Below are 24,420 nucleotides of genomic sequence, written 5' to 3'. Positions count from 1 at the left end.
GTCCGTCACGGCACCACGACGAGCCGGCTGCCCCGCAGATCGGTGCGTTGCCAGGCGGTCTCGATGTCGCTCAGCGGGACCTTCACCACGTCGAAGGTCAGCTCGCCGGACTGCGCCCATGCCACGACCTGGCCGTACACCTCCTGCATCGTCTGCGGGCCAAGTCCTTTGGCCGCCCCGCAGATCTCGACCCCGGAGGTGCGCAGGCTCTCCGCGGCGAGCACGAGCCCGGCGCCGGCTGACTCGCCGATCTGGACCAGCCGGGTCGGTCTCGGGAACGCGAACGTCTGCGGGATCAGCGATCGCAGCAGGACCTCGGTCGGCCGGCCCCAGAGGTAGTCCAGCACGACGTCGTAGCCGTCGCCCTTGGCGTCGAGGTAGGCCTGCGCCAGTGCCTCGTCCGCAACGGCGGTGTTGATCACTTCGTCGGCGCCCAGGGCCCGCACCTCACGCAACTGGTCGTCGTCGCGGCCGGTCGCGATGATCCGCCCGGCGCCGAGCAGCCGGGCCACCTTCACCGCGAGCCGCCCGGCGACCCCGGTCGCGCCCTGCACGAGCACGGTCTCGCCCGGCACGAAGCCGGCGGCGGTCTTGATGGACATGCCGGTGATCGCCGTGCCCAGCACGGTCGCGATCGCCGGATCGATACCCTCCGCGATCGGCATGTAGGCGCCCTTGGGCACCACGGTCTTCTCGGCAAGCGCGCCGTAGGGCCGGCGCGGGTTGCCGAAGCCGACGAGGGTGCCGTCTGGCAGTGCGCCGATGCCGTCGAAGGCGGGAATCGCCGGCAACTGGGCGGTGTACTGCCGGCTCGCGTAGTGGGTGCCGGCCGCGATGCGCTTGTCGACGGTCTCGACCGCGACCGCCTTCACCTCGATGATCACCTCGTCGGCGCCGGCCACGGGATCGGGGAAGTCCTCGTAGCGGGGGATGCCGCCGATCTCGTGCAACACCGCCGCCTTCATCACACCTCCCGGCCGAAGAAGCCCGCGACCCGGCGCTGCCAGGCCGGCATGAACCGGGGCGGGCGGGCCGGCGAGTGGTTCCGCCCGTGGCCAGGCTGCGGGGCGCCGGCGTGGCTGTGGACCGACGTGCCCTGGTGCCCGCCCGGCTGTTCGGTATGCGCGGGGACGCCGGGCAGGCGGTGGATCGCCCGGTGCAGCAGGGCGCGGAACGAGCGCTTGGTCGTCATTGTCAACTCCGTCTCTCTATCAGTGATAGGGCGATTTTAGCACTGATAGAGAGACGGTGGGGGGTACCAAGGTGGCACTGCATCGGCAGCGGATCGTCGCACTGCAGGACGGGGGCGCCGCGGTCAAATCCGGGGCGACCCCTGACCGGCACGGCGTCACCCGGCCCGTCGGCGGCGCAGCACCACGAGCACGACCCCGCCCGCCAGGACGAGCAGCCCGAGGGTCAGCACCCGTAACGGCCACGGCCACGGGCCCCGATCGACGCCGGTGTCGCGCACCTGCAGGTCGCCGGTGCGGGCGGTCGCCAACTGCACCGTGTCGATCCAGTGGTCGTTGCCGGGCTGGAGGCGGGCCAGGATCCGGGCCGGTCCGGCCGGCGGCACCGCCACAATCGCGGTGCCGTTGCTGGCCAACAGCTCGGCGTGCTGCCAACCGAGGATCGCGGTCGCGTTCGTGTCGAGCGGCGTCGACACCCTGGTGGGCAGGTCAAGGACCGCCAACCCGTCCGGCGACCAGTACCCCGTCGCCCAGGCCGGGCTGCCCGCGGCCACCCGGTAGAGCGCGATCCGGCGGCCGTCGGGCGACCAGGCGGCCGGCCCGCCGAGCCGGTGCCCGTCCGGCAGCGGGACGACGGTGCTGCCACCACCGGCGTCGAGCGCGCGCAGCTCGGTGCCGACCTGGACAGCTAGGGTTCCTCCATCGGGGGAGTACGCCGCGTCGAGCACCCCGCGCTGCCCGGCGACCGTGGACGTGACGCCGGTGGCCAGGTCGAGCACCGCCAGTTCACCGTCGGCGGCGAGCGCGACCCGCGGGTCGCCGTGGCTGTCCGCCCGGTACGGCGCGACGGCGTACGCGAGCCGCTTCGAGTCCGGGGACCACGCGAGCAGCTGCACCGCTGAGCCGGCCGGCACCGGGTAGCTGCGGGTGCGGCCGGTGTTCAGGTCCACGATCGCCACGTCGTGGACCGGACCACGGGCGTCGGCGACGGCGACCCTGACGCCGTCGGGGGACAGCAGCACGGGCGCCGCCGGTGACTTCAGCAGCGGGGCGTCGACCGGCCTGCCGCGCTGGCTGGCGAGGTCGATCTCGCGGTAGCTGCGCCCGTCCACCCCGACGGCGATGAGCTGCGGGGTCTGGAAGGGCAGGTCGCCTTGCCCGTACGCATAGATGGCGACAGCGGGCCCCGCAGGTGCCGCGGAGACGGTGGCCGTGAAGTAGGAATGGTCGGCGAAGACGCGTGGCAGCGTGGCGGGACCGGCGGCAGGCACGCCCGGCGACGTCGGCAAGCGCACCAGTCCGACCGCCAGCAGCAGCACCACGACGGCGGCAGACACGAGCACGGGCCGCCACGACCGGCGAGGCGCCGGCCGGATGACGAGTGGTGCCAGCGCGGGCACGGGGATCGCCTCGACGAGTTCGTGGACGGCGGCACGGAGGCGCGGATCAATGGTCATCGAAGTGCTCCCGCAGTGCGGAGTGGGCCCGGTGCAGCAGGGACTTGACAGTGCCCGGTCGGCAGTTGAGGGCGGCGGCGATCTCGGCCTCGGACAGGTCGAGGTAGTAGCGCAGGAAGATGGCCGCCCGGTGCCGCGGACGCAGCCGGGCAAGGCCGGCGCGGACGGCGATCGCGTCGGGCCCGAGCGGCACGAGCGGCTCAGGCTCAGGCTGCCCGGCGTGGCGGTGCTCCAGCCGTCGACGACGCAGCCAGGACGTGCACCTGGACACGACGGCGCGCCGCAGCCACGCGGTCGGTTCGCGGACGTCCGGACGGTGCAGCAAGGCCAGGAACACCTCCTGCACGACGTCCTCCGCCGCCGGCACGCTGCCGGTCGTCACGCAGGCCAGCCGCACCATCGGGGCGAACTGCGCCGCGTAGAGCGCGTCGAAGTCGTCCCGAACGACCGATTCGGAGAACACTGTCACCTCTTACAGGCGCACAGCAGCCGCGATCGGTTCCATTTCGAGGATTCATCGGTGTCGGATCGGTGTGCTACCGGACGGATGGCTCGCCCGCTACGGTGGTCGATGTGCCGCGCCTGGTCGATCCCGCGCTTCCAGCCGGGGCTCTGCGCGCCCTCGCTCAGCCGGAGATAGCCGTCGACGACGAGCTGAGGCTGCGCCCGTGGCGCGCCGGTGACGCCGATCCGGTCCGCACGGCATTCACCACGCCCGACATTCAGCGCTGGCACATGCGCAGCATCGACGGCGACGACGAAGTCCAGCAGTGGATCGATGACTGGGCCACCGCATGGCAGGCCGAGACCGACGCCGGCTGGGCAATCGTGCGCACCGGCGATGACCAGGCGATCGGTCAGGCGAGCCTGCGCACGCTCGCGCTGTTCGCCGCTCAAGCGCAGGTCTCGTACTGGGTCGTGCCTGCCGCTCGCGGCGCTCGCGTGGCGGCCCGCGCCACCCGTGCCCTGACCGACTGGGCCTTCCAGACGTTACGACTGCACCGCGTGTTCCTGCTGCATTCAACCGCCAACCCGGCGTCCTGCCGCGTCGCGCTCGAAGGTGGGTTCCCGGCCGAGGGGACGCTGCGCGGGCACATGCTGCACGCCGACGGCTGGCACGACATGCACGTCCACGCGCGGCTCAGCACCGACCGCTGAGAGGGTGGCAGGCGTCAGGCTCCTCGGTCACGGCGACCCCGCGGCCGTAGGATCATGCGATGGGTGTGATCGGGACGGGCACGGTGCAGGCCGGCCAGCAGGACGGGGCCCGCGCGTGATGTTGCGCCCGGAGCTCACGCCGCCGGTGGTCCCGCCGCAGCGCCTCGCGTCGCTGGCCGCCGCCATCGAACGCATCTCCGATGCGCCGACCGATGCCGCGATCGGCGCCTTCAACGCCGACACCGGCCACGCCTACACCGTGGCGGACTTCGTCTGTTTCTGGGAGTGGCGCGACCTGGAGGAGTTCGCCCTCGAGGCGGCCCGCCCGGCGTGGCCGCGGGTCCAGGACATCACCCACGCGGAGGTGACCGAGCTGGTCCGTCGCATCATCGAGGGCGACCTGGCCGACCAGCCGTACAACATCCTGCTGCTGCAGACCAACGTCACCCACCCGGGCGCGGCCGACCTCGTCCTCCATCCGCCGCCGGACCTCGCCGACGCCTCCCCGGCCGCCATCGCCGACGCGATCCTGCGCCACCGCCCGATCGCGCTCTGACACGTCACGGCCCCTCGGAGGGCGGCTTGGCGCGGCGTGCTACAGATGGGGTGGACACCGGACCTGCCGCTGTCGAGCGGAGAGCTGGAGTGACGCCGATGAGAGCAGTCGTCTACGACCGTTACGGGCCCCCGGACGTATTGCGGATCGAAAACCTTCCCACGCCGGCACCCGCGGCCGGGCAGGTGCTCGTCCGGATCGCGGCGACGTCGGTCAATCTCAGCGACTGGGAGACACTGCGCGGCACGCCGCTGTATTCGCGCATCGGTGGGCTGCGTGCGCCGGCCCGCCCGACACTCGGCTCGGACATCGCCGGTTGGGTCGAGGCGGTCGGCCCGGATGTGACGCGGTTCCGGCCCGGTGACGAGGTGTACGGCGACAATCTCTGGCTCAAGGGCGGGTTCGCCGAGCACGCGATCGCTCCCGAGTCGGTGCTCGCGACGAAGCCCGCGGCGCTGTCCTTCGTGGAGGCGTCGACCATTCCGCAGGCCGGGGTGATCGCCTGGCAGGGGACCGGCGGTGCCGGAGCCGGGCAGCGGGTCCTGGTCAACGGGGCCGGTGGAGGTTCCGGTGCGTTCGCGATCCAGATCGCCAAGCGGCTCGGTGCGCACGTGACCGGTGTCGACAACGCCGGCAAGCTGGACTTCATGCGATCGGTCGGGGCGGACGAGGTGATCGACTACCGCAGCGAGGACTTCACCCGGCGCGGCCCGTACGACCTCGTCCTCGACCTGGTGGCGCACCGGTCGGTGTTCGCCTACCGCCGGGCACTGGCGCCCGGCGGCCGTTACCGGTGCGTCGGTGGATCGGTGCCGACGCTGCTTCGCGTGCTGACCGTCGGCTCGCTGGCCGGTCTGCTCACGCGTCGACGGCTCGGGGTGCTCGCCGTCAAGGAGGGACCGGCGCATTTCGCGCCGGTGGCCGAACGGTGCGTGGCGGGTGACCTCAAGATTCACGTCGACCGCACCTTCACCCTGGACGAGGTGCCCGAGGCGCTGGCCCGGGTGGGCGAGGGACACGCACTGGGCAAGGTCGTCGTCGTGGTGAGCTGACGCGGGTCAGCCGCGGACCAGGGTCAGCAGACGGTCGAGGACCCGGTTGCCGTCGGCGCGCAGGCCGTTGTGGAGGTATTCGTCGGTGAGCCACCGGCGCATGCCGGGCAGCAGGTCGGCCGTCTCCTCCGAGAACTGCCGGATGACGAACGGGTCGTCGGCGTAGATCACGGCGGCGCAGGGCACGTCGACCCGGGCCAGCACCTCGGCGTCGTAGAGGCGTGGCCACGGGTGCTCGGCGAGGACGGCGGCGACGTCCTGGTACCGCTGCAGGCCCGGCGTGTCCTGGAAATGCCAGGGGAACAGGTGCTCGGCGGTGAGCAGCGCGGAGTCGCCGGTGAAGTCGTCGGGCTGGACGCGTTCGGACGACCAAAGGGTGGCCCCGCCGTCGGCGTAGCTCGACTCGTGCAGGACCGAATACAGCGGGTTGCGGGCGTCGAACGGCAGCAGCGCGGTGACGTCGTGCCGGAACGCCGGGGAGCTGAAGTCCAGTTCGAGGACGTGGTGGACGCTCTCCGCACCGCCGTGCCCGCCGAGCTGGTGGCCGATGGTGCGCATCAGCCGGCGGGAGATCGGTTCGCCGCCGGGGGTCCGGATGTCACCCGCGTCGCAGCGGTCGAGCAGTTCCCGGAGCCGGGCCGCGTCCTGAGGGTACGTGCGGTGGTAGCGCCGGTTCAGCACGCGCATCGCGTCGAAGGTGGCGGAGTAGACCTCGTCGACCGGCCGGCCGACCGGTGGCAGCCCGCCGGTGAACAGCACCTCACGGAGACTGTCCGGCGCGACGGACAGGTAGTGCAGGGCGGTGAAGCCGCCGAACGACTGGCCGAGCACGCTCCATTGGCGGGCGCCCAGGTGCTCCCGCAGGCATTCCGCGTCCCGCACGATGGCGTCCGCGCGGAAATGGACCAGTCGTTGTGCGTCCGCTGCGGCGTCCGGGCCCGGATCACCGTACGGGGTGGAACGGCCGGTGCCCCGCTGGTCGAGCATGATGACCCGGAAGTCCCGCAGCGCCCGCTCGAGCCAGCTGGGCGACGACGGCAGGGCCGACGGTCGCGGCGCCTCGAAGCCCGGGCCGCCCTGCAGGTAGACGAGGTACGGCCGGTCGCGTCCGTCCGCGGCGGCGATCTCCCGCGCGTACACCTCGATGGTCGGCCCGTCCGCGTGGTCGTGGTCGAGCGGCACGGTGATCAGGTGGTCGGTCAGCAGCATCCCGGCATCGTATGGCTTCACAGGGAAACCCGCCGGTGGCTCGGCCCGTGAGAGCTGGGCCCGGGTGTACGTGACCTCCGGGCCCATGCGCGTCACGTTCCCTCGATCTGCCGGACTGCTCTGACCGAGATACCAGCGCACCGCCACGACGATCACCTCGGCCGGGAACCGGAAGCCAGCGAACGCCGACTTCGGCGGCAGCCACAAGCTCGGGCGGATCGATGACTTCACCGCTCAAGTCTGCCTCGATCTTGCCAACGCTCAACGCAACGGAGCCGGTTTGCGTCCTGGGTCTTGTTCGCGTCGGTGCTGAGCACCTGCCCGGTCTTGCGGTTGACGAGGGAGTAGTAGGCGCCGGCGGAGTTGCCGAGGTCGACCTCGGCGAAGCTGACCGGACCGGTGCCCCAGGGCGCGCGCACGATCACGACCCGGCCGGTGCCGGACACGTACTGCAGGTTCCGGCTGTATCCGGACGCGACCGGGATCTGGTACTGCAGCCACGCGCCGGTGCTGCTGCCGCTGGCGTTCACCCAGACGCTGCCGCTGCCGGCCGCGTTGTAGACGATGCGCCCGTCAGGAAGGCGCACCAGCACGGGACTGCCGTTACCGATGAGTGTTCATTGGCGCTCATGCGGTAGCCCTGTCTTGCGACGGGACGGTCCCGGTCTGATCCGCTGGTGCGGTGCCGGGTTGACGGTTCTTCGCCTCCTGCCCACCGGAGTGGGACTGACGGCTGGCTCCCCGTCCTGCCACCGGGCCACTCCCGGCGGAGACCACCCCGACCGCGCCCATGTCCGCTGTGCCCGCTGTGTTCGCGGGGTTCGCGGCGAGGGCGGCGAGGTTGTGTGCGGCGTTGACGTCGCGGTCCAGGACCACGCCGCAGCCGGTGCACATGTAGCTGCGTTCACGCAGGGGCAGTGAGCATTCGGCGTCCGGGCGCGGCCATGGCGTCACGTCCACCGCCAGCCACAACCGGCCGTCCCGGTCGCGGGGCAGGTTCAGCCCGGTTAACGCCGTGCGCAACCGGTCCACTTCGACGGCACCTCCGGCGAGGCCGTCATAGAGCGCGCCGTGCCCGCGGCGGTGCACGAAGGCCAGGGACAACTCCGGCAACGACGTCACCGGCCCCGGCGCGCACAGGATCGCATCGGTGAGCTCGAACAACGCGTCCGCCCGCAATGTCAGGCAGCCGTAGAACTCCTGGCGGAACTCCGCCAGACACTCCCGAACACGCGCAAGCTCGCCAGCCACCAGCGGACCTGGCACACTTCCCCCTCAGCGGTCGTTGTTTCCTCTTCGCGTTCTCGACAAGCACGAAGAGTGCAGACAACGACCGTCTTCGTCACCCCGACACGCCGTAGCAGCAACAGATCCAGCGCGCGAAGCATCGACCAGGGTTAAAAGACAAGGTTAGAGGGTGTCTCACTTGGTGATTTTGGTGAGTCGGCGGTGGCAGATGAGGATGGCTGCGAGGTCAGCGAAAGCTTGGAAATGCCCGGCTTTGCGTTCGTAGCGGCGGGTCAACCGGCGGTGGGGCGTTGACGTAGGTAGGCGGTCACGTCTCGGCTGATGAGCATCAGGGGCGTTAGCGCTGCGAGCGGGATCGCGATCACCGTCAGCAGCACCAGAGACAGATCAAATGTCCATCGGTCCTCCTCAACGCCTTGGCTGAAGGGCGTCACCAGATAGTCCCTCGACATCCACACCACGAACACGAACCACGGTACCCACAGCAGAGCCGTGACCGTGACAGCGATCCGCACCCACGGCTGCGGCGGCCGTGACAACAGTGCACCCAGCAGGACGGCCCACCACACCAGATTGCCGACCATCACCACGGTCGCCGCAATGTACAAGGGCTCGATCTCGAACAGCGTCGAGGGCCGCACCAGGTCCAGCGCTGCCGCGCCGTCGAACGTGAACAGTGTGAGCAACACGGCCGTGATACGTACCCGTGCGGGGAGTTTCGGTGAGCTGATCATCTGCCGGGACGGCCGACGTCCGCCCGCAGCGATGACCGTCGCCTCTCGTGTGAGCTGTGTGGTTGATACCGATGGCTGGGAGGCGGCTGCCGGAGCCGTAGGAGCCGACACGTCGGAACCGGTGTGCGTACTGGCTGCGGCCGCCGGCTGGGCGACAGGATCGGCATCGGGCTGGATGAGCAGAGCGCCACGAGCGACGACCAGTTCGGGCTGCCCGGTGGCGATGGGGGCGGTCCCGAATTGCCGGTGCAGCAGGGTGGCTACGAGCGGCATGCGGGAGGCACCACCGGCCAGAAAGACGGGCCCCCTTGGCGGCAGGGACAACCCAGCGGTGGTGATGGCGGCCTTGGTGGCGGTAATGGTGCGCGTGATCAGCGGGACACCGATGGCCTCGACCTGTTCCCGGCTAATCGGCGCGTCCACGCTGAGCAGCGGGATGTGGACGAAGGTCTGTGCGGTGCGCGAGAGCATCTCCTTGGCGGTGCGGACATCGTCGGTCAGTTGCCGCCAGGCGCGCCGGGTATCGGGTGTGTCGGGGTGGCGTAGTTGGTCCCACGCGGCCGGATCGCGTTGGCGGTAGGTGGCCTCCAGGTAGGAGATCAGCGCGGCGTCGATGTCCAACCCCCCGGCGTCGGGCAGCCCTTCACTGGCCAGGACGCTCGTGCCGGCGACCACCGAGACATCGAACGTGCCGCCGCCGAAGTCGTAGACCACGACTGGCATCGCCGCGCCCGGCCCGTTGACAGGGCGGCCGGCGGGCTGCGAGCTGTGGCGCTGCGTGAAGTACCGAGCCGCCGCCACCGGTTCGGCGACCAGTCCGATCTCGCCGATCCTGGCCCGCACCGCAGCCTGCCGCAGGACGCTGAGCCGGCGTGGCCCCCAGCCCGCGGGGTGCGTGACCACCACCCGCCCAACCGGACCGCCAGCGATCCGCTGCGCCTCGTCGGCCACCCGACCGAGCACCGCAGCGAACACCTCAACTACCGAGACCTCATCACCCAGCAGGATAGTGCCGTCGTCGACCCGAAGTTTCGGGTTGGGCTCGAACCGTTCCGGCGCCAACCGCGCGGAGTGGATCGCATCGCGCCCAGTCAACAGGCCACCGCCCGGCTGCGCGAACACCGCAGAAGGCAGCAACGGCGACCCGTCGAACAACACCGCCTCACCCGGCTTGTTGCCATGACGCAACACCGCCACCGTGTTCGACGTACCGAAATCGACCGCCAACGCCCAGCCCGTCACAACACGAAGCTATCAACCCTTGCAAGATCCTCAATCGTGGCCGTCGGCTACCGGTCGCTGCGGCCGTTGAGGGGCTGGAACGAACGGCTCTGGCACAGAGACGGGATGCTGTTGGTGATCTTGGATTCAGTCGTCGGTCATGGCGCGGAAGAGTTGTTGAAGACGGCTCCGTGGTCGTCGACGCGGGTCCGGCCGGTGTTGGGCGAGTCGGATGATGTTGGTGCCGGCGGCGGTGAGGACGTGTTGGGCGTGAGTCTCTCGTCGTCCCTACGGCGCCGGCCTGACCCGCCACCTACGCGCCGCGGGCATCAAAGTCGTGGAGCTCAACCGCCCACACCCCCACACTCGCGTCCGACGGGGCAAGAACGATGCCATTGACGCCGAGGCCGCCGCTCGGAAAGTCCTCGCCGGGGAATGCACCGCGGTCCCGAAGGACACGACCGGCATCGTGGAGGCGATCCGCCAGCTGCACCTGGCCCGCGCCAGCGCCGTGCAGGCTCGCACCGCCGCGCTCAACCAACTCGACGACCTCATCGTCACCGCGCCCGCCGACGTGCGTCAAACGCTGACCGCCAAAACGTTGCCGGGTAAAGCCGGCCAGTGCGTCAGATGGCGCCCCGATCAGGCTCGTCTGGCCGAACCCGCACAGGCGGCACGCACAGCGCTGCGCAGCATCGCTCGACGCATCCATGCCCTCGGTGAGGAGATCGCAACACTCGATGCGCAACTGTCCACATTGGTCAAACGCGCAGCCCCGAAAACCCTGGCGTTGCTAGGCGTCGGCCCGGTCCATGCCGCTCAGATGCTTATCACCGCGGGCCAGAACATCACCCGCCTGCGCACCGAGACCGCCTTCGCCCCGGCGAGGTCCAGCGACGCACCGGGCCGTTTGCCGTCCTTGCCGGTGACGAGCATGCTGTGCTGCCCGCCGTGTGCCGCCGTGGTCGACGGGCGGACCTGCCCGCCGCCCTGCGCCTTCCAGCCCTGGGTGCCGTCCTCGAACCCCGTGTTGACGAGCGCGTTCGCCGGGACGGCCCCGGTCTGCGGCGCGGTCAGCCGCACGTGACCGTTCGGTGAGCTGGAGAATGCGGTGAGTGCCAGCAGGACGACGGCGACCGGCACCGCGACGAGCGCCCCGGCCGCGACGAGCGACCGTGTCCGCACGGGCGGACCCGGGGGTGTCTGCATGAGCCGGCGGTCCCTTCCAGCGTCGACGGTCGCTCGACCGTAACCGCACGGTGGTGCCCGCCTTTGCCCGCGTACCTCTTGACCGCCGTGAATCCCGCCGTCCCGACAGTGTTCGAAGGCCGTTGACACGGGGTGTAGTCCCAGGTCAACGGCCTTCTTGCTGGCTTCTGAAGACCGGCCATCGTGATCTGGACCGCGCTCAGCTTGGGACCACTTGGGACCTACCCCGATCGGATCACGCCAGGGCCAGGGCCAGGGCTAGGGCACCGACGAGCGGGGCGTCGTCGACGAAGGTGGCGGTCGTCAGATGTGGCGGGAAGGGCACCGAGCGGGTGAGGGCTGTCGCCACCCGCGGGAGGATGTGCGGGGCGGCACCCATCAAGCCGCCGCCGATGACGACGCGTTGCGGGTCGAGGGTGACGCAGAGGTTGGCGATCGTCCGGGACAGGGTGTCCAGTGCCTCGTCCAGCAGTTCGCCGACGCCGGGTTCGGCGTGCAGGTCGAACAGTTCGGCGGCGGTCACCTCCCGGCCGAGCAGCGCTGAGCCACGGCGGGCCAGGGCGCTGCCGGAGACCGCCTCCTCCAGCGGGGCGTGGCCGTCGGCGAAGGCCGGGGCGGAGGCGGAGTCGCGCAGGTAGCCGATCTCGCCCGCGGCGCCGTGGGCACCGGGCAGGACCCGGCCGCCGGCCACCAGTGCGGCGGCCAGACCGGTGCCCAGGTTGACGTAGAGGCCGACGTCGACGCCGCGGAGGGCTCCCCAGCGCAGCTCGGCGGCGGCGCCGGCGTTGACGTCGTTGTCGATCGCGACGGGGGTGTCACCGAACTCGGTACGCAGGAGCCGGGGCAGTGCCATGCCGTCCCATCCGGGCACGTTCGGGGCCAGGCGGATCACGTCGTCGCGGACCACGCCGAAGGTCGAGACCCCCACCGCTGCCGGGGTGCTGAGCAGTTCCCGCGCGGCCGTCAGGGTGCGCTCGACGACCTGCAGCGCCCCCGCGGCGCCCTGGGTGGGCAGGCGCATCATGGTGTGCGGGCGGCCGTCGGGCGCGTCGACGGCCGCCGTCCCCAGCGCGACCTTGGTGCCACCGAAGTCGATCGCCAGTACGTGCCGCGTCACCTGGGCTGCCCCCGCCGGGCGAGCGAGTCGATCGCCACGGCTATGGCGAGTACCGCGGCGGTGACCATGTACCGCACCGAGGAGTCGACGCTGAGCAGCAGCATGCCGTTGGTGATCGACTGGATCACCAGGATCCCCAGCAGCGCGGCGTAGGCCCGGCCCCGGCCGCCGAACAGCGACGTGCCGCCGATGACCGCCGCGGCGATCGCCATGAGCAGGGTGTCGCTGCCGCCGGAGCTCTGGTTGACCGCGGCGAGCCGGCTGGCCGCGAGAATCCCGCCGAACGCGGCCAGGGTGGACCCGGCGATGAACGCTAGGACACGGATCCGGGTGATGTCGATACCGGCCCGGCGCGCCGCCTCGGCGTTGCCGCCGACCGCGTACATGTGACGGCCGAAGACGGTGTGCCGCAGCATCAGGTCCAGGCACACGACCAGGGTGCCGAAGATGACGAGCAGCAGCGGCACCCCGCGGTCGGCCGACAACACCAGCACCACCACCGCGAGGACGGCGGCCAGGCCGGCCAGCCGCAGGGTCAGCCACCGGCCGGAGGTGACCGGCAGGTCGGCCTCGCGGCGCAGCCGCCGGTTGACCAGTGCGCCGGCGCTCCAGCCGGCGACGATGAGCGCGGCCACCAGCCAGCCGGCCCACGGCGGCAGCCAGGTGTCGCTCAACCGCGCGAGAAACCCGTCGAACGGCAGGTTGATCGTCCCGCCGCGGCCCAGCAGGTACAGCATCAGGCCCTGCCAGCCGATCAGCCCGGCGAGCGTGACGACGAACGAGGGCATCCGCAGCTTGGTGAACATCCAGCCGTGCAGCAGGCCGACCAGCACGGCGCAGCCGAGCGCCGCGGCGACCGCGACCAGCGGGTTCCAGCCGTGGCGCACGGACAGGATCGTCATGACGACCGCGCACAGGCCGCTGACCGAGCCGGCCGACAGGTCGATCTCGCCGAGCAGGATCACCATGATGATGCCGAGTGAGATGGTGCCGGTGGCCGCCATCTGCAGGGCCAGGTTGGTGAGGTTCTCCGCCGACAGGAAGTGCTCGTTGAGGGATCCGAATACCACTGCGATCAGGATCAGGCCGCCGATGACCGGCCACGCGCCGACGTCGGTGCGGCCGGCCGCGCGGAGCGGTTCGAGGGGCTTGTGCAGCAGGCCGGTGAGGCGCTCGTTCACGGCGGTCATACGGTGCCTCCGGTGATGGCGGCGACGACGGCCTCCGGGGTGGACGCCGCGGTGCCGAACTCGCCGGCGTTGCGGCCCAGCCGGAGCACCACGATCCGGTCGCTCACCGCTCGGACGTCGGCCAGGTTGTGGGAGATGACGAGCACCGCCAGTCCCCGGTCGCGCAGGCGGCGGATCAGGTCGAGCACCTGCGCGGTCTGTTCGACGCCGAGCGCAGCGGTCGGCTCGTCGAGGATCACGACCCGCGGCTCGCCGATGAGCGCCCGGGCGATGGCGACGGACTGCCGTTGGCCGCCGGACAGCATCGCGACGGGCACCCGGATGTCACGGATCCGGACGTCCAGCGAGGACAGCAGGTCCCGTGCCGAGCGTTCCATCCGGATGTGGTTGAGCACCGTCCAGCGACGGCGTTCGGCGCCGAGGAACAGGTTGCCGACGACGTCGAGGTTCTCGCAGAGCGCGAGGTCCTGGTGGACGGTCGACACGCCGAGCTGCTGCGCCTCGTGCGGGCTCGCGATCCGGACCGGGTGGCCGTCCTGCTCGATGAGCCCGTCGTCCGCGGTGACGACGCCAGACAGGACTTTGACGAGGGTCGACTTGCCGGCGCCGTTGTCGCCAACCAGGGCGACCACCTCGCCGTCCGGCAGGTCCAGGCTCACCCCGTCGAGAGCCTGGACCGCACCGTAGCGTTTGCTGATGTTCGAGGCGGCGAGCACTACTGGATTCCCGCCTTGGTGCACGCCGGGACGACCGGGCCGGTGCAGATGTCCGACGCTTTGTAGAAGCCGTCCTTGACGATGGTGTCCTTGATCCGGTCCGCGGTGACCGCGATCGGGTCGAGCAGGAACGCGGGGATGTCCCCGGTGCCGTTGGCGACCTTCGCCGGCGCGGCCGGCTTCTCGCCCTTGGCGAGCGCGACGGCCAGTTCCGCCGACTTCTCCGCCTCCTGGCGGATGTCGAGGTAGATGGTCATGTACTGCTCTCCGGTGAGGATCCGTTGTACCGCCGCGAGCTCCGCGTCCTGCCCGGTGATGGGCGGCAGGGTCGGGTAGCCGGCGCGCTTCATCGCCGCGATCGCACCGCTGGCCATGCCGTCGTTGGCGGACAGCACGCCGACGATGGTGTCCCGGCCGAGCGCGGTGATGGCCTGCTCCATCTCCTGCTGGGCCTTGTCCGGGCTCCAGTCGGGCGTGTCGAACTCGCGGCCGATCTGGACCTTGCCGTCGAGGACCTTGTGCGCGCCGGTCTTGTAGTCGGCCGAACTGGGGTCGGTCGGAGCGCCGTTGATCATGACAATCTTGCCCTTGTCGACCGTCCCCGCCTTGGTGAGCGCGTCCAGCAGGGCCTGGCCCTGCATCTCGCCGACCCGGACGTTGTTGAAGGAGACGTAGTACTCGTAGGTGATCTCGGAGATGAGCCGGTCGTACGCGATGACCGGGACCTTCTTCTGCTTGGCCTGGTTCACCAGCGACGCGACCGCGCTGGCGTCGACGGCGTCGAGGACCAGCACGTCGGCGCCCTGGGCGAGGGCGGACTCCACCTGCTGCTGTTGCTTGGCGGCGTCCTGGTCGGCGTTGGCGTAGAGCAGCTTGCAGTCGGCACACAGCGCCTTCACCTTGGCCTCGAACAGCGGCCGGTCGAACGCCTCGTAGCGGGTCGTCTTGGACTCCGGCAGGAACAACGCGATCGTCGGGGCGTCCCCGCCGGCCTGCTTGTCCCCGGTGTTGCCGACACACCCGCTGACGACTGTGGCCGCGACGGCCACGACTACGACGAACCATCTGGCTCTCACGGAGGGACACCTTTCCTCGGAGGGTTCTGCGAGCATGTTGGGCCACCCGACGGTCCCGTGGCAAGGTCCTTTACAAAATTGATAAATGACCTTTCTTAATGCGTATGGCACGCTGGTCCCGTGCAGACCACCGGTACCGCCAGCACGACCAGCGTGCTGCGGGTGATGAACGAGCGCGCCGTCTTCGCCGAGACCTTCCGGCTGGGGACGGTGTCGCGCCCTGAACTGGCCCAGCAGACCGGGCTGTCGAAGCCCACCGTTGCCGTCGCGCTCACCAACCTCGAACGCGCCGGGCTCCTGCGCCAGGTCGGGACGCGCGCGGGCGCCGCCGGACGGTCCGCGGTGCTGTACGAGGTGCGCCCCGAGGCGGGCTGGGTCTTCGCCGTCGACGTCGGCCGCTCGTACGTCCGCGTCGGGCTTGCCGACCTGGTCGGCACGATCGTCGCGCGCAAGGACGAGCCCTCGCGCGGGACCCGCGCCCGCGACCTCGTCGCGCAGCTCACCCGCCTCGCCGAGGAACTGGCCGCCACGGCCGGCATCACGCGCGACGACATCACGCTCGCCGTGTTCGGCACCCCCGGCATCCACAACAAGGCGACCGGCGCCCTGCACCTGGCACCGAACCTGCCCGGCTGGGACCGGCGCGGGAGCGTCGAACGGCTGGCGGGCATCGCCGGCTCGACGTACGTGGTGGAGAACGACGTCGACCTCGCGGCCGTCGGGGAGGCGACCTACGGACTCGGCCGCGGCGTCCGGCATTTCGTGTACGTGTCCATCGGCACCGGCACCGGGATGGGCATCATCATCGACGGCAAGCTGTACCACGGGTTCCGTGGCGCGGCCGGCGAGATCGGCTACCTGCCGGTCGGCGAGGGGGACCCCCTGCTGGAGCAGCCCGCCGCGCGACGCCGCGGCATGTTCGAATCGGTGGCCTCGGCCGACGGCGTGGTCGCGCTGGCGCAGCGGCTGGGCCTGCACACCGCGGCGACGGCGAAGGACGTCTTCGACTGCGCCCGCGCCGGCGACGAGACCGCACGGGCGGCCGTGTCGCGCATCGTCGACCACGTCAGCCACGCGCTCGCCGGGATCACGGCGGTGCTCGACCCGGAACTGGTCGTCCTCGGCGGCGGCGTCGGCAGCCAGCCCGGCGATCTGCTCACCGGTCCGGTCGCCGAGCGGCTGCGCGATCTCGTCGCGCTGCGCCCGCCGCGCATCGAGGTCTCCACCCTCGGCACGGACGCCGTCCTGCTCGGCGCGCTCGCCGTCGGCCTGGCCGACGCGCGCGACCTGGTCCTCGAGCGCACGGCGCCGGCCCGCTGACGTCGACGGCCACCGGCCCGGCCCGGGGGCGGCGGGCCGCTGACCTGCCGCCCCCGGTTCCACCTCAGGGCACCGGCACCGAGACGGTCGGGACGTTGTAGCCGCGCACCCGCAGGTACGCGGGCTGCCCGCCCAGGTCGGCGGTGGCGTAGGTCGCCGTGACCTGGGTCGACTCGCCCGGGAAGAGCGAGACGTAGTTGTCGGTGTAGGAGACCGGCACGACCTCGTTGCCGCCGTTGCCGGCGGTCACCTCCGGGCGTACGAAGAACGCGATGTTGGTCGGGCTCGTGTTGGTCAACGTGATCGTGACCGTCTCCTGCCCGCCGGCGACCGATCGGGATACGCCCGTGGTGACGCCGGTGTTGGCGGCGAGGCTGTTCAGCCCGGTGAGGTTGGCGTAGGTCTTGACGCTGGTGGAGTACCAGTTCTTCTTGTTGCCCAGCGCGTCGGCTGTGGTGGAGTACCAATAGAGGTTGTTGCTGACGGTCGTGCCGCTGGAGTCCTTCAGCTGGAGGCGGACGAAGTAGGTCGACGTCAGTCCGGTGATCGCCGGCAGCGTCAAGATCGGCGCGGAGGCGTTCGCGGGCGCGCTGACCGCGACGCTGGTGGTGTACTTCTGGGTCAGGTCCGGGACGTTGTACACCGTGGCGGTGGCGGTCAGCCCGGTCCGGCCGGTGAGGGTGGAGTTCACGACATATGCGTTGCGGCTGAAGTAGTCGTAGGCGATGTGGACCGGCTCGGTGGCCTTCTTGGTGCCGTAGAACGATCCGCCCGGCTTGAAGTAGTAGTCGTACAGGTTCCAGTGCAGCGCCGGCCAGGCGTTGTTCTGCATCCACCAGATGCTGCCGAACGACTGGGTGTGCTGCCGGGCGCTCCACGCCTCGAAGAACGAGCGGGTGTTCTCGTAGTTCATCACCTCGGACTTCTTCGAGTAGTCTGCGGCGCTGGTCGTGGTGCCGTACCGCTGGTTGAGGGCAGTGGTGTAGACGTCGGTGTTGTCGAAGACGCTGCCGCCCCGGCCTGCGTGGTAGTTCCAGGCCGCGTTGCCGACCGGCCAGGTCTGTGCCGGGGTGAGGAACCGCGAGAGGCTCTCCAGCGGCGGCGGCGCCTCGGTGCCCTCCTCACCGGTGGTCCCGAACGCCGAGCCCTGGCGGGTGAGGTCCCACCACAGCACCGGCGGCTCCCATTTGTAGGGGCCGTCCATCTTCATGCCCGCGTTCGCGTTGGACCAGGTCGCGACGTTGTCCACGGTCGGGTTCTGCCAGTGCAGGCCGGCGGCGATGTTCTTGTACGCGGTCAGATGCGCCGCCGTCGGCGGCTGGTCGCTGCCGTAGTTCCACATGAACGTGCTGGCGTGCGCGCGCAGGGCCCGCATCTGGGTGTTGAGCGATGCCTGGGCGACGGTGGTCTGCTCCGCCGTCCAACCGCTGTCGTTCTCCCAGGCGCTGCAGCAGACGAATCCCGGCATGATCATGATGCCGGCCGCGTCGGCGAGGTCATAGAGCTCCTGGTTGCCGAGCGTCCCTTCGAGGCGGATCGTGTTGAGGCCCATGCCCTTCACGTAGTCGACGTGCGCCTTGTTCGTCCTGGTGTCCCACCGTTGCAGCAGGTCCCAGACGTACCCGCCGCCGCGGAACAGGATCGGCTGGCCGTTGACCTTGTACCCGACGAAGGAGGTGCCCTGCACCGTCGTGCGGTAGTCGGTGAACTGCCGGACGCCGAAGTTGACCGTCTTGCTGTCGGACGCCGCCCCGGAGACGCTTGCCGCCGTCGTGACCTGGTACAGCTCGGGGCTGCCGAACTGGTACGGCCACCACAGCACGGGGTTGACGACGTGCAGCTGCGGGTAGCCGGCGGGATCGAAGACGAGCTCGCGGCGCTCTCCCGCCGCCAGTGTCACGGTCTGGCTCGCCGTGATCGTCGGCTGGCCCGGCTTGCTGATGGTGGCGGTGACGGTCGTGGTGACCGGCGCCGCCGTCGCGTTGATCGCGTCGGCGTAGACGGTGAGGTCGGCCGCATTGGTGGCGGGCAGTGGCAGGACGGTTTTGACGTACGGGTCACGGACGGCGACCGGACCCGTCGTGTCGACGAGCGTGCGGCCCCAGATACCGGCGTTCATGTCGGGCGCCTCAGGGTTCCAGTCGACGGTGCACACCGACAGGTCGGCGCAGGCGTGCCGCGGCGGGGTCACCCGGATCGCGATGGCGTTCAACGCGCCGGGCACGATGGCGCCGGTGACGTTGTATTCGTGCGAGACGAACGTGCCGACGGCGTTCGCGTCGAGCTGCGTGCCGTTGAGCCAGACCTGGGCGCGATAGCTCAGGCCCTGCAGCCGCAGCCAGTAGGCCTGCCCGGGGCTCGCGGCCGCGGCGGTGAACTGGCCGCGGTACCACCAGTCCTGGCCGGTCAGGTCCGGCACGGACTGCAGGTTCGTGCCGGCGTAGATGTTGGTGTAGACGTTGTTCGCCACCAGCCCGGCCAGCACGGTCGAGGGCAGGGTGACCGGGCTCCAGCCGGCGGTCGGGTAGCCGACCTGGGAGATCGTGGCGCCGGTGTCGGCCAGGCCGGTGGCGGAGCGCAGGGCCCAGCCCGAGGTCAGCTCGGTGGAGCCCACGGTGGCGGCCGAGGCGCCGCCGGGGCCGAGCGCACCGATGGTCAGGACCGAGGTCACGGTGAGCAGGAGCGTGGCCAGCGCACGCCGATACATCATCTGATTTCGTGACAATTTGCACCTCCGACGGGTATGCGGAGCCGCAAGCCCGGTGGCGTTGCGGCCCCGCCGGCGGTTACGAGCCGCTCGGCCAGGTGACCTGGGTCGAGTGGTAGTAGTTGATGCCCATGACGTTCCAGCGTGGTCCCTGCGCACCGAGGCGCTGCTTGAACGCGGTGAGGTTGTGCGTGCTCCATGGCGACCAGCCCAGTTCGGCGATCGCGGGCAGCCGCGGGAAGGCCATGTACTCGATGTCGGCCGTGGTCACGAGCGTTTCTGACCACAGCGGTGCCTCGACGCCGAGCACGGCGGTCTCGCCGGCACCGGTGAGGTAGGCGCCCGGGTTCCATTCGTACGCCGTGTTCACGTCGATGAGACCGGCCCACTTCTGACCGAGCCTCGTGTTGTTGCGGTACTTCATGTCCAGGTAGGTCTTGTTGGCCGGGGACATGACCACCTTGGTACCGTTCGCCACCGCCGCAGCCAGCGGCGCATTGCTGGTGGTGGTGCCCCAGAACTGGGCCACCGTCGAGGGCAGCGGGGTCGCGTTGGCCACGTCGTGCCATCCGACGACGGTCTTGCCGTGCGCGGCGACGATCTGCTGTACCCGGTTGATGAAGTACGAGTAGTCGGCCGCGGTGGTGGAGCTGGCCTCGTCGCCGCCGATGTGCACGTACGGGCCCGGGGTCAGCGCGGCGATCTCCCCGATCACCTGGTCGATGAACGTGTACGTCAGCTCCAGCGGCACGCACAGCGAACTGAACCCGACCTGCGTGCCCGTGTACCGGGCCGGCGCCACGCCGTCGCAGTTGAGCTGCGCGTACGAGGCGAGCGCGGCATTGGTGTGCCCGGGCATGTCGATCTCGGGAATGACCGTGATGTACCGGTCGGCCGCGTAGTTCACGATCGCCGTGTAGTCCGCCTGGGTGTAGTAGCCGCCCGGCCCGCCGCCGACCTGCGTGCCGCCGCCGTAGGTCGCCAGATTCGGCCAGGAGTTGATGGCGATGCGCCAGCCCTGGTCGTCGGACAGGTGCAGGTGCAGCACGTTGATCTTGTACAACGCGAGCTGGTCGAGGTACCGCTGGACCTGGGCCACGGTGAAGAAGTGCCGCGCCACGTCGAGCATCGCACCGCGGTGCGCGAACCGCGGGTGGTCGACGATCTGCCCGCCCGGCACCGGCCACGGTCCGGACTGGAGTGTCGCCGCGTCGGCGGTCACGGGCAGCAGCTGCCGCAGCGTCTGCACGCCGCGGAACAGCCCGGCGGGCTGGTTCGCCCGGATGGTGATCGCGCTCGCGGTGACGTCGAGTTGGTAGCCCTCGGCGCCGACGCTGGGCGGCGCACCGGTGAGCAGCAGGGCGATCCCGTCGGCCGGGCCGGCGACGGTGGTGACGACCGGCAGCGGCAGCCCGGTCGAGACCCGCAGCCGGGCTGCGAGCTGGTTGGCGATGGCCGCCGCCGGTGCGGAACCGGGCGCGGCGTAGATGGTGGTGGACGCGGTGATGCCGTGGCTGACCCCGGGCGTGGCGGTAGCCGTGACTGGGGCCGGGACGACCGAGCTGAACGCGACAGCGGTCGCGGCAGCGGCGGGAGCGGTGGTGGCGGACAGGAGGGCGGCGACAATGCCGAGGCCGGTGAGGGCCCCGCCGAGTCGTCGTGGCAGGGAGGAGGTGGCCATGACGGTCCTCTCGCAGAACGCACCAGCCTGCGGGCGGGCTCGCACCCACCAGCAGGTATTTGCATTTGACGATCCCCAGTCCAGCCAGGATGGCATGGGGCCGAGCAAAAGGCAAGGTGCTTTACGAATGGCGCCCGGGTCATGCCTGCCGCAGCGGCGGCAGTGGAACCGGGATGCTCAGCGCCGTTTGCCCCGGCGCCGATGCCGCCCTCGCATGTGTTGGGCGGCACGGTGCCGGTCCCCCCGCGTGAAAGGCTTCTCCGCCGCCCTGCGGACACGACGCGGCCCGCAGCGCACCGGGTCGTGCGCTGCGGGCCGTCGGCTTCAATCCCTGGCTACTTCCCGCCACCGGCGCGGAATGCCACCCAGGCGTCACTCATCCGCTCCGCCTGCCCGGCGGTGAACATGTTCATGCACGAGTCCTGCGAGTAGTCCATGAAGTTGTGGATCGGGTCCAGCCCGGGAGCGCCGCACGTGTCCGCGCCGACCGGGCAGTTGAACTGCGGGATGGCCTCGCGCGGGGTGTCGGCCACGTAGTCGCCGGACGCGGCGCACCCGTGCGCGAAGGTGTGCTCCAGCATCAGCCAGTGCCCGACCTCGTGCGTCAGGGTGTCGCCCTCGGCATACTTGCCGGCCGTCCCGCCGGGCATCGATTCGTCGAGCATGACCACGCCGTCGATGTAGTCGCGGCCGTTGTTGTACCCCTTCGGGAAGTACGCCCAGCCGAGCAGCCCGCCGCCGATGTTGCCCGCGTACACGTTGAGAGTGCGGGCGTCGCCGGCGTACAACGCCTGCTTCATGTCCCGCTCGTTCTTGCCCGGCACGACGGTGTACCAGTCACTGTTCACCGTCCAGGTCGTGCTGGTGAGCGAGAACCGGAACGGCGTGTCGGACGCGTCCGCAGCCGTGCGACCCGCGTACGAGTCGTTGAGCACCGCCATCTGTGCCGCGATCAGCGTGTTCCACCGGTCCTTCTCGGCCGCGCTGAGCGGGTGGTCGGAGATCATGTGAAAGACCGTGGGCACGGTGACGCTGCCGTTGGCCAGACGCGGCGAATCCTTGATCACACCGTAGGCATTCGCTTCGTTCTTCGGGTACAGCTCCGGCTCCTGAGCGGTGGCGCCCTCGCTCACCCGCGCCCCGCTGGCACCCGGGTTGCACGCCGCGGCGCCCGCGGAGGCATGCACGGTACCGGCCGTGCCGGCCACGCTGGAACCGCCACCCGCCGCCACGAAAGTCGCCACGGCAGCGGTCGTGACCGCCAGCCGTAGCGTTGATCTTCTGCGCATCGTTCACCTTCCACATTCCGATGTAAGCAGGCGGGATCGCCGCCCTCCCGGCATGAGAACACACTGCGGTGGTGACGAGAAGACTTGAGCGCGGCAACCAGGGGCCGTTATAGGGTTGACGGCCGACCACGGCTCAGAGCTCGGCGGCGGCCCGCTGCCGTTCCGGCTCCGGCAGGTGGGTTGCGTTGACGATGAGGTTGCGTGCCACAGCAGGGCGGCAAGGCTGGGCCGACCGGTTTCCGCCGTCGGGGACTTCCCGAGCGACTGGTGGCGCGGGTTGCACCAGTCGGACTGTCGCCGGAATTGGCGCTGCTATGTCGAACCCGATTCTGAGAGACGACCCGGTTGTCTGCGTACTTCTCGTCCATCGTCCATTGTGGACGTCACTTTGCTCCGGTCGGGCTGGATCCGGGTCGATGATGACGAGCCGGTCAGCGAACCTGGCCGGGATCCGGTCGAGCAGGTCGATGACGAGGTCACCTTTGGGGTCGATGACGATCGTGCCGCGGCGGGCGTGGATGTCGTCCAGGATCATGTTGAGCAGCAGGGTGCTCTTCCCGGACCCGGTCGAACCGAGCACGTGCAGGTGTTGCCGGCTGTCAGCGACGTTGACCGCGACCGCGTGCCCGCCGACGTCGGCCTTGCCGAGGACCTTCGTGCCGCGGCCACCGGGCGGCACGCTCACCGGCGCGGGCCGGGGTGTGGCGCGGGCCCGGTCCAGGCCGGGCACGGCAATGTCGTGCGGCATCGCGGCGATCGCCGTGAGCTCCGCGGTGCACAGCAGGAACCCGCGTCGCAGCACCCGCGCGGCCAGGACCGCGGCCGGCTGCCGCATCGGCACCCTGCGCAGCCGGTTCCGGCCGGTGTAGACGCCGAACGCGGCCACGACCCCGTCGGCGACATTGACCAGCCGCGCCCGCATCCCGCCCACGTCACCGCCAGACCCACCAGTACTGCCAGTACTGCCAGCACCGCCAGCGCGGCTGGTGCGGGCGACGCCGTAGCGGATCGCGACCTCCCACCGGAGAGCAGCACGGCAGCGGTGTTTGCGAACCGCACGTCCACGTCCCAGTCGGATTGAAAGAGCACTCAGCAACCGCACACATGAGCCACCTCCTTGCGGCTCGTTGCGACCCGAACTGATCCGAAATCGCAGGTCGCCCGCATCCATACTGACCCCTGCAGGGGCCTCGCCCCCGCTGTCACAGGCAACTCCAGCAATAGAGCCTCTCCCCGTTCATCCGGGCCCTCCGTGCCAGTCGAACAAGTTTCTCGAGCACCGACAGCATGTACTCCGGCTCCGGGTACTCGCTGAAGTGGGACCACTCCTCAATGCGCGACCATCGATGGGCCAGGCTCGGCAACCGGTCATCCGGTATCTCGGCAAGCGTGTCCCGAGCGCGCTCACTGAGTGTGCTGACCCACGGACCTTCGTACTCTTCGTCCTGATCGGCACCATCGGGCCAGACGTGTCGTTCCCCGACGGGGTCGACGTCCCAGGCTGCGTCGAGGGCAAACCGCAGCACCTTTCCGAGGACTACAGGGGGGTCGATCCAGTTGGTCTCGACGACGTCCGCCACGGGCGGATGCCCCTTTCGCAATAGCGGACCGCCGCCCGCGGCGGCCATCAGCTCCGCAACAGCTTCCTCATCAAGAGCGCGGAAGTAGTCGAAAAAATGCACCATGGATGCCTCCTGATTGACTACTCCATGCAGGATCTTCTCGCTGTGCAGTTGCCGTTCGAGGACCGCGATATGGTGCCGGCGGGCCAGGATTTCCGCACTTTGGCCTGGTCGCTCATGGAGAGTAGCCAAAGCAGCGCGAGCGCGTTGGTCACGCCGAGGTACGCCAGTCGAAGCAGCACAGGCAGGCATCATCACCCAGTCATCGTCGGCGATCGGACGCATACCGAGAATATCGACCAGCGCAAGATTCTGGACTGGTGGTCGGAGTAGACGTGACCAGGGCGGACGACATTGTCGGCACCCGCAGGGCTGTGGACGTGTTCGAGGCCGGCTGCCGGCAGGTCGATGTGGTCAATGCGTTGGGTGTCACGGCGCAGGCCGCGTCGCGGTGGTACCACCAGTGGCGGTCCGGCGGCCGGGAGGCGTTGGTCGGCGCGGCGCGGCTGGGACGCAGGGCTCGGCTGTCCGATGAGCAGATCGAACAGGTGGAGGCGGCGTTGCTGGCCGGGCCGAAGACCCACGGCTTCGCCACCGACATGTGGACCTGGCCCGGGTCGCCGACGTGATCGAACGAGTGACCGGTGTGCGGCACTCCCCGACGCAGA

The 24,420-nt window shown here is 70.2% G+C and carries 21 protein-coding genes and 4 pseudogenes; 7 read left to right on the top strand and 18 right to left on the bottom strand.

Going from position 1 to position 24,420, the window contains the following annotated elements:
- Nucleotides 1–5 precede the first annotated feature (5 nt).
- The 4 genes from ACFPIJ_RS50720 to ACFPIJ_RS50705 all read right to left on the bottom strand — a co-directional run bounded on the left by ACFPIJ_RS50720 (nucleotide 6) and on the right by ACFPIJ_RS50705 (nucleotide 3,110).
- The gene (locus ACFPIJ_RS50720) at nucleotides 6–953 is read right to left on the bottom strand and encodes a zinc-binding dehydrogenase (RefSeq protein ID WP_380126679.1); all 948 of its coding nucleotides are present in this window, start codon (nucleotides 951–953) and stop codon (nucleotides 6–8) included.
- Between the two features lie 11 nt (nucleotides 954–964).
- The gene (locus tag ACFPIJ_RS50715) at nucleotides 965–1,192 is read right to left on the bottom strand and encodes a hypothetical protein (RefSeq protein ID WP_380126678.1); all 228 of its coding nucleotides are present in this window, start codon (nucleotides 1,190–1,192) and stop codon (nucleotides 965–967) included.
- A 156-nt stretch (nucleotides 1,193–1,348) separates the two neighbouring features.
- Entirely contained in the window at nucleotides 1,349–2,647 is a 1,299-nt protein-coding gene (locus ACFPIJ_RS50710; protein ID WP_380126677.1) for a hypothetical protein, read from the bottom strand.
- The gene (locus tag ACFPIJ_RS50705; RefSeq protein WP_380126675.1) at nucleotides 2,637–3,110 is read right to left on the bottom strand and encodes an RNA polymerase sigma factor; all 474 of its coding nucleotides are present in this window, start codon (nucleotides 3,108–3,110) and stop codon (nucleotides 2,637–2,639) included. The genes ACFPIJ_RS50710 and ACFPIJ_RS50705 overlap by 11 nt, the downstream gene beginning before the upstream one ends.
- A 110-nt stretch (nucleotides 3,111–3,220) precedes the next feature.
- Here ACFPIJ_RS50705 and ACFPIJ_RS50700 point away from each other — a divergent pair, with 110 nt between their 5' ends.
- The 3 genes from ACFPIJ_RS50700 to ACFPIJ_RS50690 all read left to right on the top strand — a co-directional run bounded on the left by ACFPIJ_RS50700 (nucleotide 3,221) and on the right by ACFPIJ_RS50690 (nucleotide 5,413).
- Nucleotides 3,221–3,805, top strand: coding sequence for a GNAT family N-acetyltransferase (locus ACFPIJ_RS50700; RefSeq protein ID WP_380126674.1), 585 nt, complete (start codon nucleotides 3,221–3,223; stop codon nucleotides 3,803–3,805).
- 115 nt (nucleotides 3,806–3,920) lie between these two features.
- Nucleotides 3,921–4,361, top strand: coding sequence for a hypothetical protein (locus ACFPIJ_RS50695; protein WP_380126673.1), 441 nt, complete (start codon nucleotides 3,921–3,923; stop codon nucleotides 4,359–4,361).
- Nucleotides 4,362–4,459: 98 nt separating this feature from the next.
- A complete protein-coding gene (locus ACFPIJ_RS50690; protein ID WP_380126672.1) occupies nucleotides 4,460–5,413 on the top strand; it encodes an NAD(P)-dependent alcohol dehydrogenase in 954 nt (317 codons plus the stop codon).
- A gap of 6 nt (nucleotides 5,414–5,419) precedes the next feature.
- On the opposite strand, the gene ACFPIJ_RS50685 is transcribed toward ACFPIJ_RS50690, so the two are convergent.
- The 4 genes and pseudogenes from ACFPIJ_RS50685 to ACFPIJ_RS50670 all read right to left on the bottom strand — a co-directional run bounded on the left by ACFPIJ_RS50685 (nucleotide 5,420) and on the right by ACFPIJ_RS50670 (nucleotide 9,846).
- Nucleotides 5,420–6,622, bottom strand: coding sequence for an alpha/beta fold hydrolase (locus tag ACFPIJ_RS50685; RefSeq protein WP_380126671.1), 1,203 nt, complete (start codon nucleotides 6,620–6,622; stop codon nucleotides 5,420–5,422).
- Between the two features lie 227 nt (nucleotides 6,623–6,849).
- Nucleotides 6,850–7,209: a hypothetical protein gene (locus ACFPIJ_RS50680; RefSeq protein WP_380126670.1), complete on the bottom strand. Its 360-nt coding sequence runs from the start codon at nucleotides 7,207–7,209 to the stop codon at nucleotides 6,850–6,852.
- A gap of 331 nt (nucleotides 7,210–7,540) precedes the next feature.
- Nucleotides 7,541–7,876 (bottom strand): annotated as a pseudogene (locus ACFPIJ_RS50675) (transposase); the annotation flags it as partial.
- A 266-nt stretch (nucleotides 7,877–8,142) separates the two neighbouring features.
- The gene (locus ACFPIJ_RS50670) at nucleotides 8,143–9,846 is read right to left on the bottom strand and encodes an Hsp70 family protein (protein ID WP_380126669.1); all 1,704 of its coding nucleotides are present in this window, start codon (nucleotides 9,844–9,846) and stop codon (nucleotides 8,143–8,145) included.
- A gap of 316 nt (nucleotides 9,847–10,162) precedes the next feature.
- Here ACFPIJ_RS50670 and ACFPIJ_RS50665 point away from each other — a divergent pair.
- Nucleotides 10,163–10,318 (top strand): annotated as a pseudogene (locus ACFPIJ_RS50665) (IS110 family transposase); the annotation flags it as partial.
- A 326-nt stretch (nucleotides 10,319–10,644) separates the two neighbouring features.
- Here ACFPIJ_RS50665 and ACFPIJ_RS50660 read toward each other — a convergent pair.
- From ACFPIJ_RS50660 to ACFPIJ_RS50640, 5 genes are all read right to left on the bottom strand, one after another.
- Nucleotides 10,645–11,010, bottom strand: coding sequence for a carbohydrate binding domain-containing protein (locus ACFPIJ_RS50660; RefSeq protein WP_380126668.1), 366 nt, complete (start codon nucleotides 11,008–11,010; stop codon nucleotides 10,645–10,647).
- A gap of 259 nt (nucleotides 11,011–11,269) precedes the next feature.
- A complete protein-coding gene (locus tag ACFPIJ_RS50655) occupies nucleotides 11,270–12,151 on the bottom strand; it encodes an ROK family protein (RefSeq protein WP_380126667.1) in 882 nt (293 codons plus the stop codon).
- Nucleotides 12,148–13,341, bottom strand: coding sequence for a sugar ABC transporter permease (locus tag ACFPIJ_RS50650; protein ID WP_380126666.1), 1,194 nt, complete (start codon nucleotides 13,339–13,341; stop codon nucleotides 12,148–12,150). The genes ACFPIJ_RS50655 and ACFPIJ_RS50650 overlap by 4 nt, the downstream gene beginning before the upstream one ends.
- Nucleotides 13,338–14,057, bottom strand: coding sequence for an ATP-binding cassette domain-containing protein (locus ACFPIJ_RS50645; RefSeq protein WP_380126665.1), 720 nt, complete (start codon nucleotides 14,055–14,057; stop codon nucleotides 13,338–13,340). The genes ACFPIJ_RS50650 and ACFPIJ_RS50645 overlap by 4 nt, the downstream gene beginning before the upstream one ends.
- Nucleotides 14,057–15,133 carry a sugar ABC transporter substrate-binding protein gene (locus ACFPIJ_RS50640; RefSeq protein WP_380126664.1) on the bottom strand — a complete coding sequence of 359 codons (1,077 nt, stop codon included), beginning with the start codon at nucleotides 15,131–15,133 and terminating at the stop codon, nucleotides 14,057–14,059. The genes ACFPIJ_RS50645 and ACFPIJ_RS50640 overlap by 1 nt, the downstream gene beginning before the upstream one ends.
- Nucleotides 15,134–15,253: 120 nt before the next feature.
- Between ACFPIJ_RS50640 and ACFPIJ_RS50635 the strand changes: the two genes are divergently transcribed.
- Nucleotides 15,254–16,453: an ROK family transcriptional regulator gene (locus ACFPIJ_RS50635; RefSeq protein ID WP_380126663.1), complete on the top strand. Its 1,200-nt coding sequence runs from the start codon at nucleotides 15,254–15,256 to the stop codon at nucleotides 16,451–16,453.
- A 64-nt stretch (nucleotides 16,454–16,517) separates the two neighbouring features.
- Here ACFPIJ_RS50635 and ACFPIJ_RS50630 read toward each other — a convergent pair whose 3' ends face one another.
- The 4 genes and pseudogenes from ACFPIJ_RS50630 to ACFPIJ_RS50615 form a co-directional block, all read right to left on the bottom strand.
- Complete coding sequence (locus ACFPIJ_RS50630; RefSeq protein WP_380126661.1) at nucleotides 16,518–19,163, bottom strand: glycoside hydrolase family 2 protein; 2,646 nt, start codon at nucleotides 19,161–19,163, stop codon at nucleotides 16,518–16,520.
- A 76-nt stretch (nucleotides 19,164–19,239) separates the two neighbouring features.
- Nucleotides 19,240–20,841: a family 20 glycosylhydrolase gene (locus ACFPIJ_RS50625; RefSeq protein WP_380126660.1), complete on the bottom strand. Its 1,602-nt coding sequence runs from the start codon at nucleotides 20,839–20,841 to the stop codon at nucleotides 19,240–19,242.
- Nucleotides 20,842–21,176: 335 nt separating this feature from the next.
- Nucleotides 21,177–22,085, bottom strand: coding sequence for a zinc metalloprotease (locus ACFPIJ_RS50620; protein WP_380126659.1), 909 nt, complete (start codon nucleotides 22,083–22,085; stop codon nucleotides 21,177–21,179).
- A 439-nt stretch (nucleotides 22,086–22,524) separates the two neighbouring features.
- Nucleotides 22,525–23,151: pseudogene (locus tag ACFPIJ_RS50615) on the bottom strand (helicase HerA domain-containing protein); the annotation flags it as partial.
- A gap of 32 nt (nucleotides 23,152–23,183) precedes the next feature.
- Here ACFPIJ_RS50615 and ACFPIJ_RS50610 point away from each other — a divergent pair.
- Nucleotides 23,184–23,255 (top strand): annotated as a pseudogene (locus ACFPIJ_RS50610) (DUF296 domain-containing protein); the annotation flags it as partial.
- Nucleotides 23,256–23,332: 77 nt separating this feature from the next.
- Here the strand turns inward: ACFPIJ_RS50610 and ACFPIJ_RS50605 are convergent.
- Entirely contained in the window at nucleotides 23,333–24,037 is a 705-nt protein-coding gene (locus ACFPIJ_RS50605; RefSeq protein ID WP_380126657.1) for a hypothetical protein, read from the bottom strand.
- Nucleotides 24,038–24,087: 50 nt separating this feature from the next.
- On the opposite strand from ACFPIJ_RS50605, the gene ACFPIJ_RS50600 reads away from it, so the two are divergent.
- Complete coding sequence (locus tag ACFPIJ_RS50600) at nucleotides 24,088–24,381, top strand: hypothetical protein (protein ID WP_380126656.1); 294 nt, start codon at nucleotides 24,088–24,090, stop codon at nucleotides 24,379–24,381.
- Nucleotides 24,382–24,420: the final 39 nt, after the last annotated feature.

This window comes from Dactylosporangium cerinum (assembly GCF_042653625.1).
Classification (GTDB): Bacteria; Actinomycetota; Actinomycetes; order Mycobacteriales; family Micromonosporaceae; genus Dactylosporangium; species Dactylosporangium cerinum.
The sequence above is the reverse complement of the archived record's forward strand: the minus strand, read 5'-3'. Positions and strand labels throughout refer to the sequence as shown.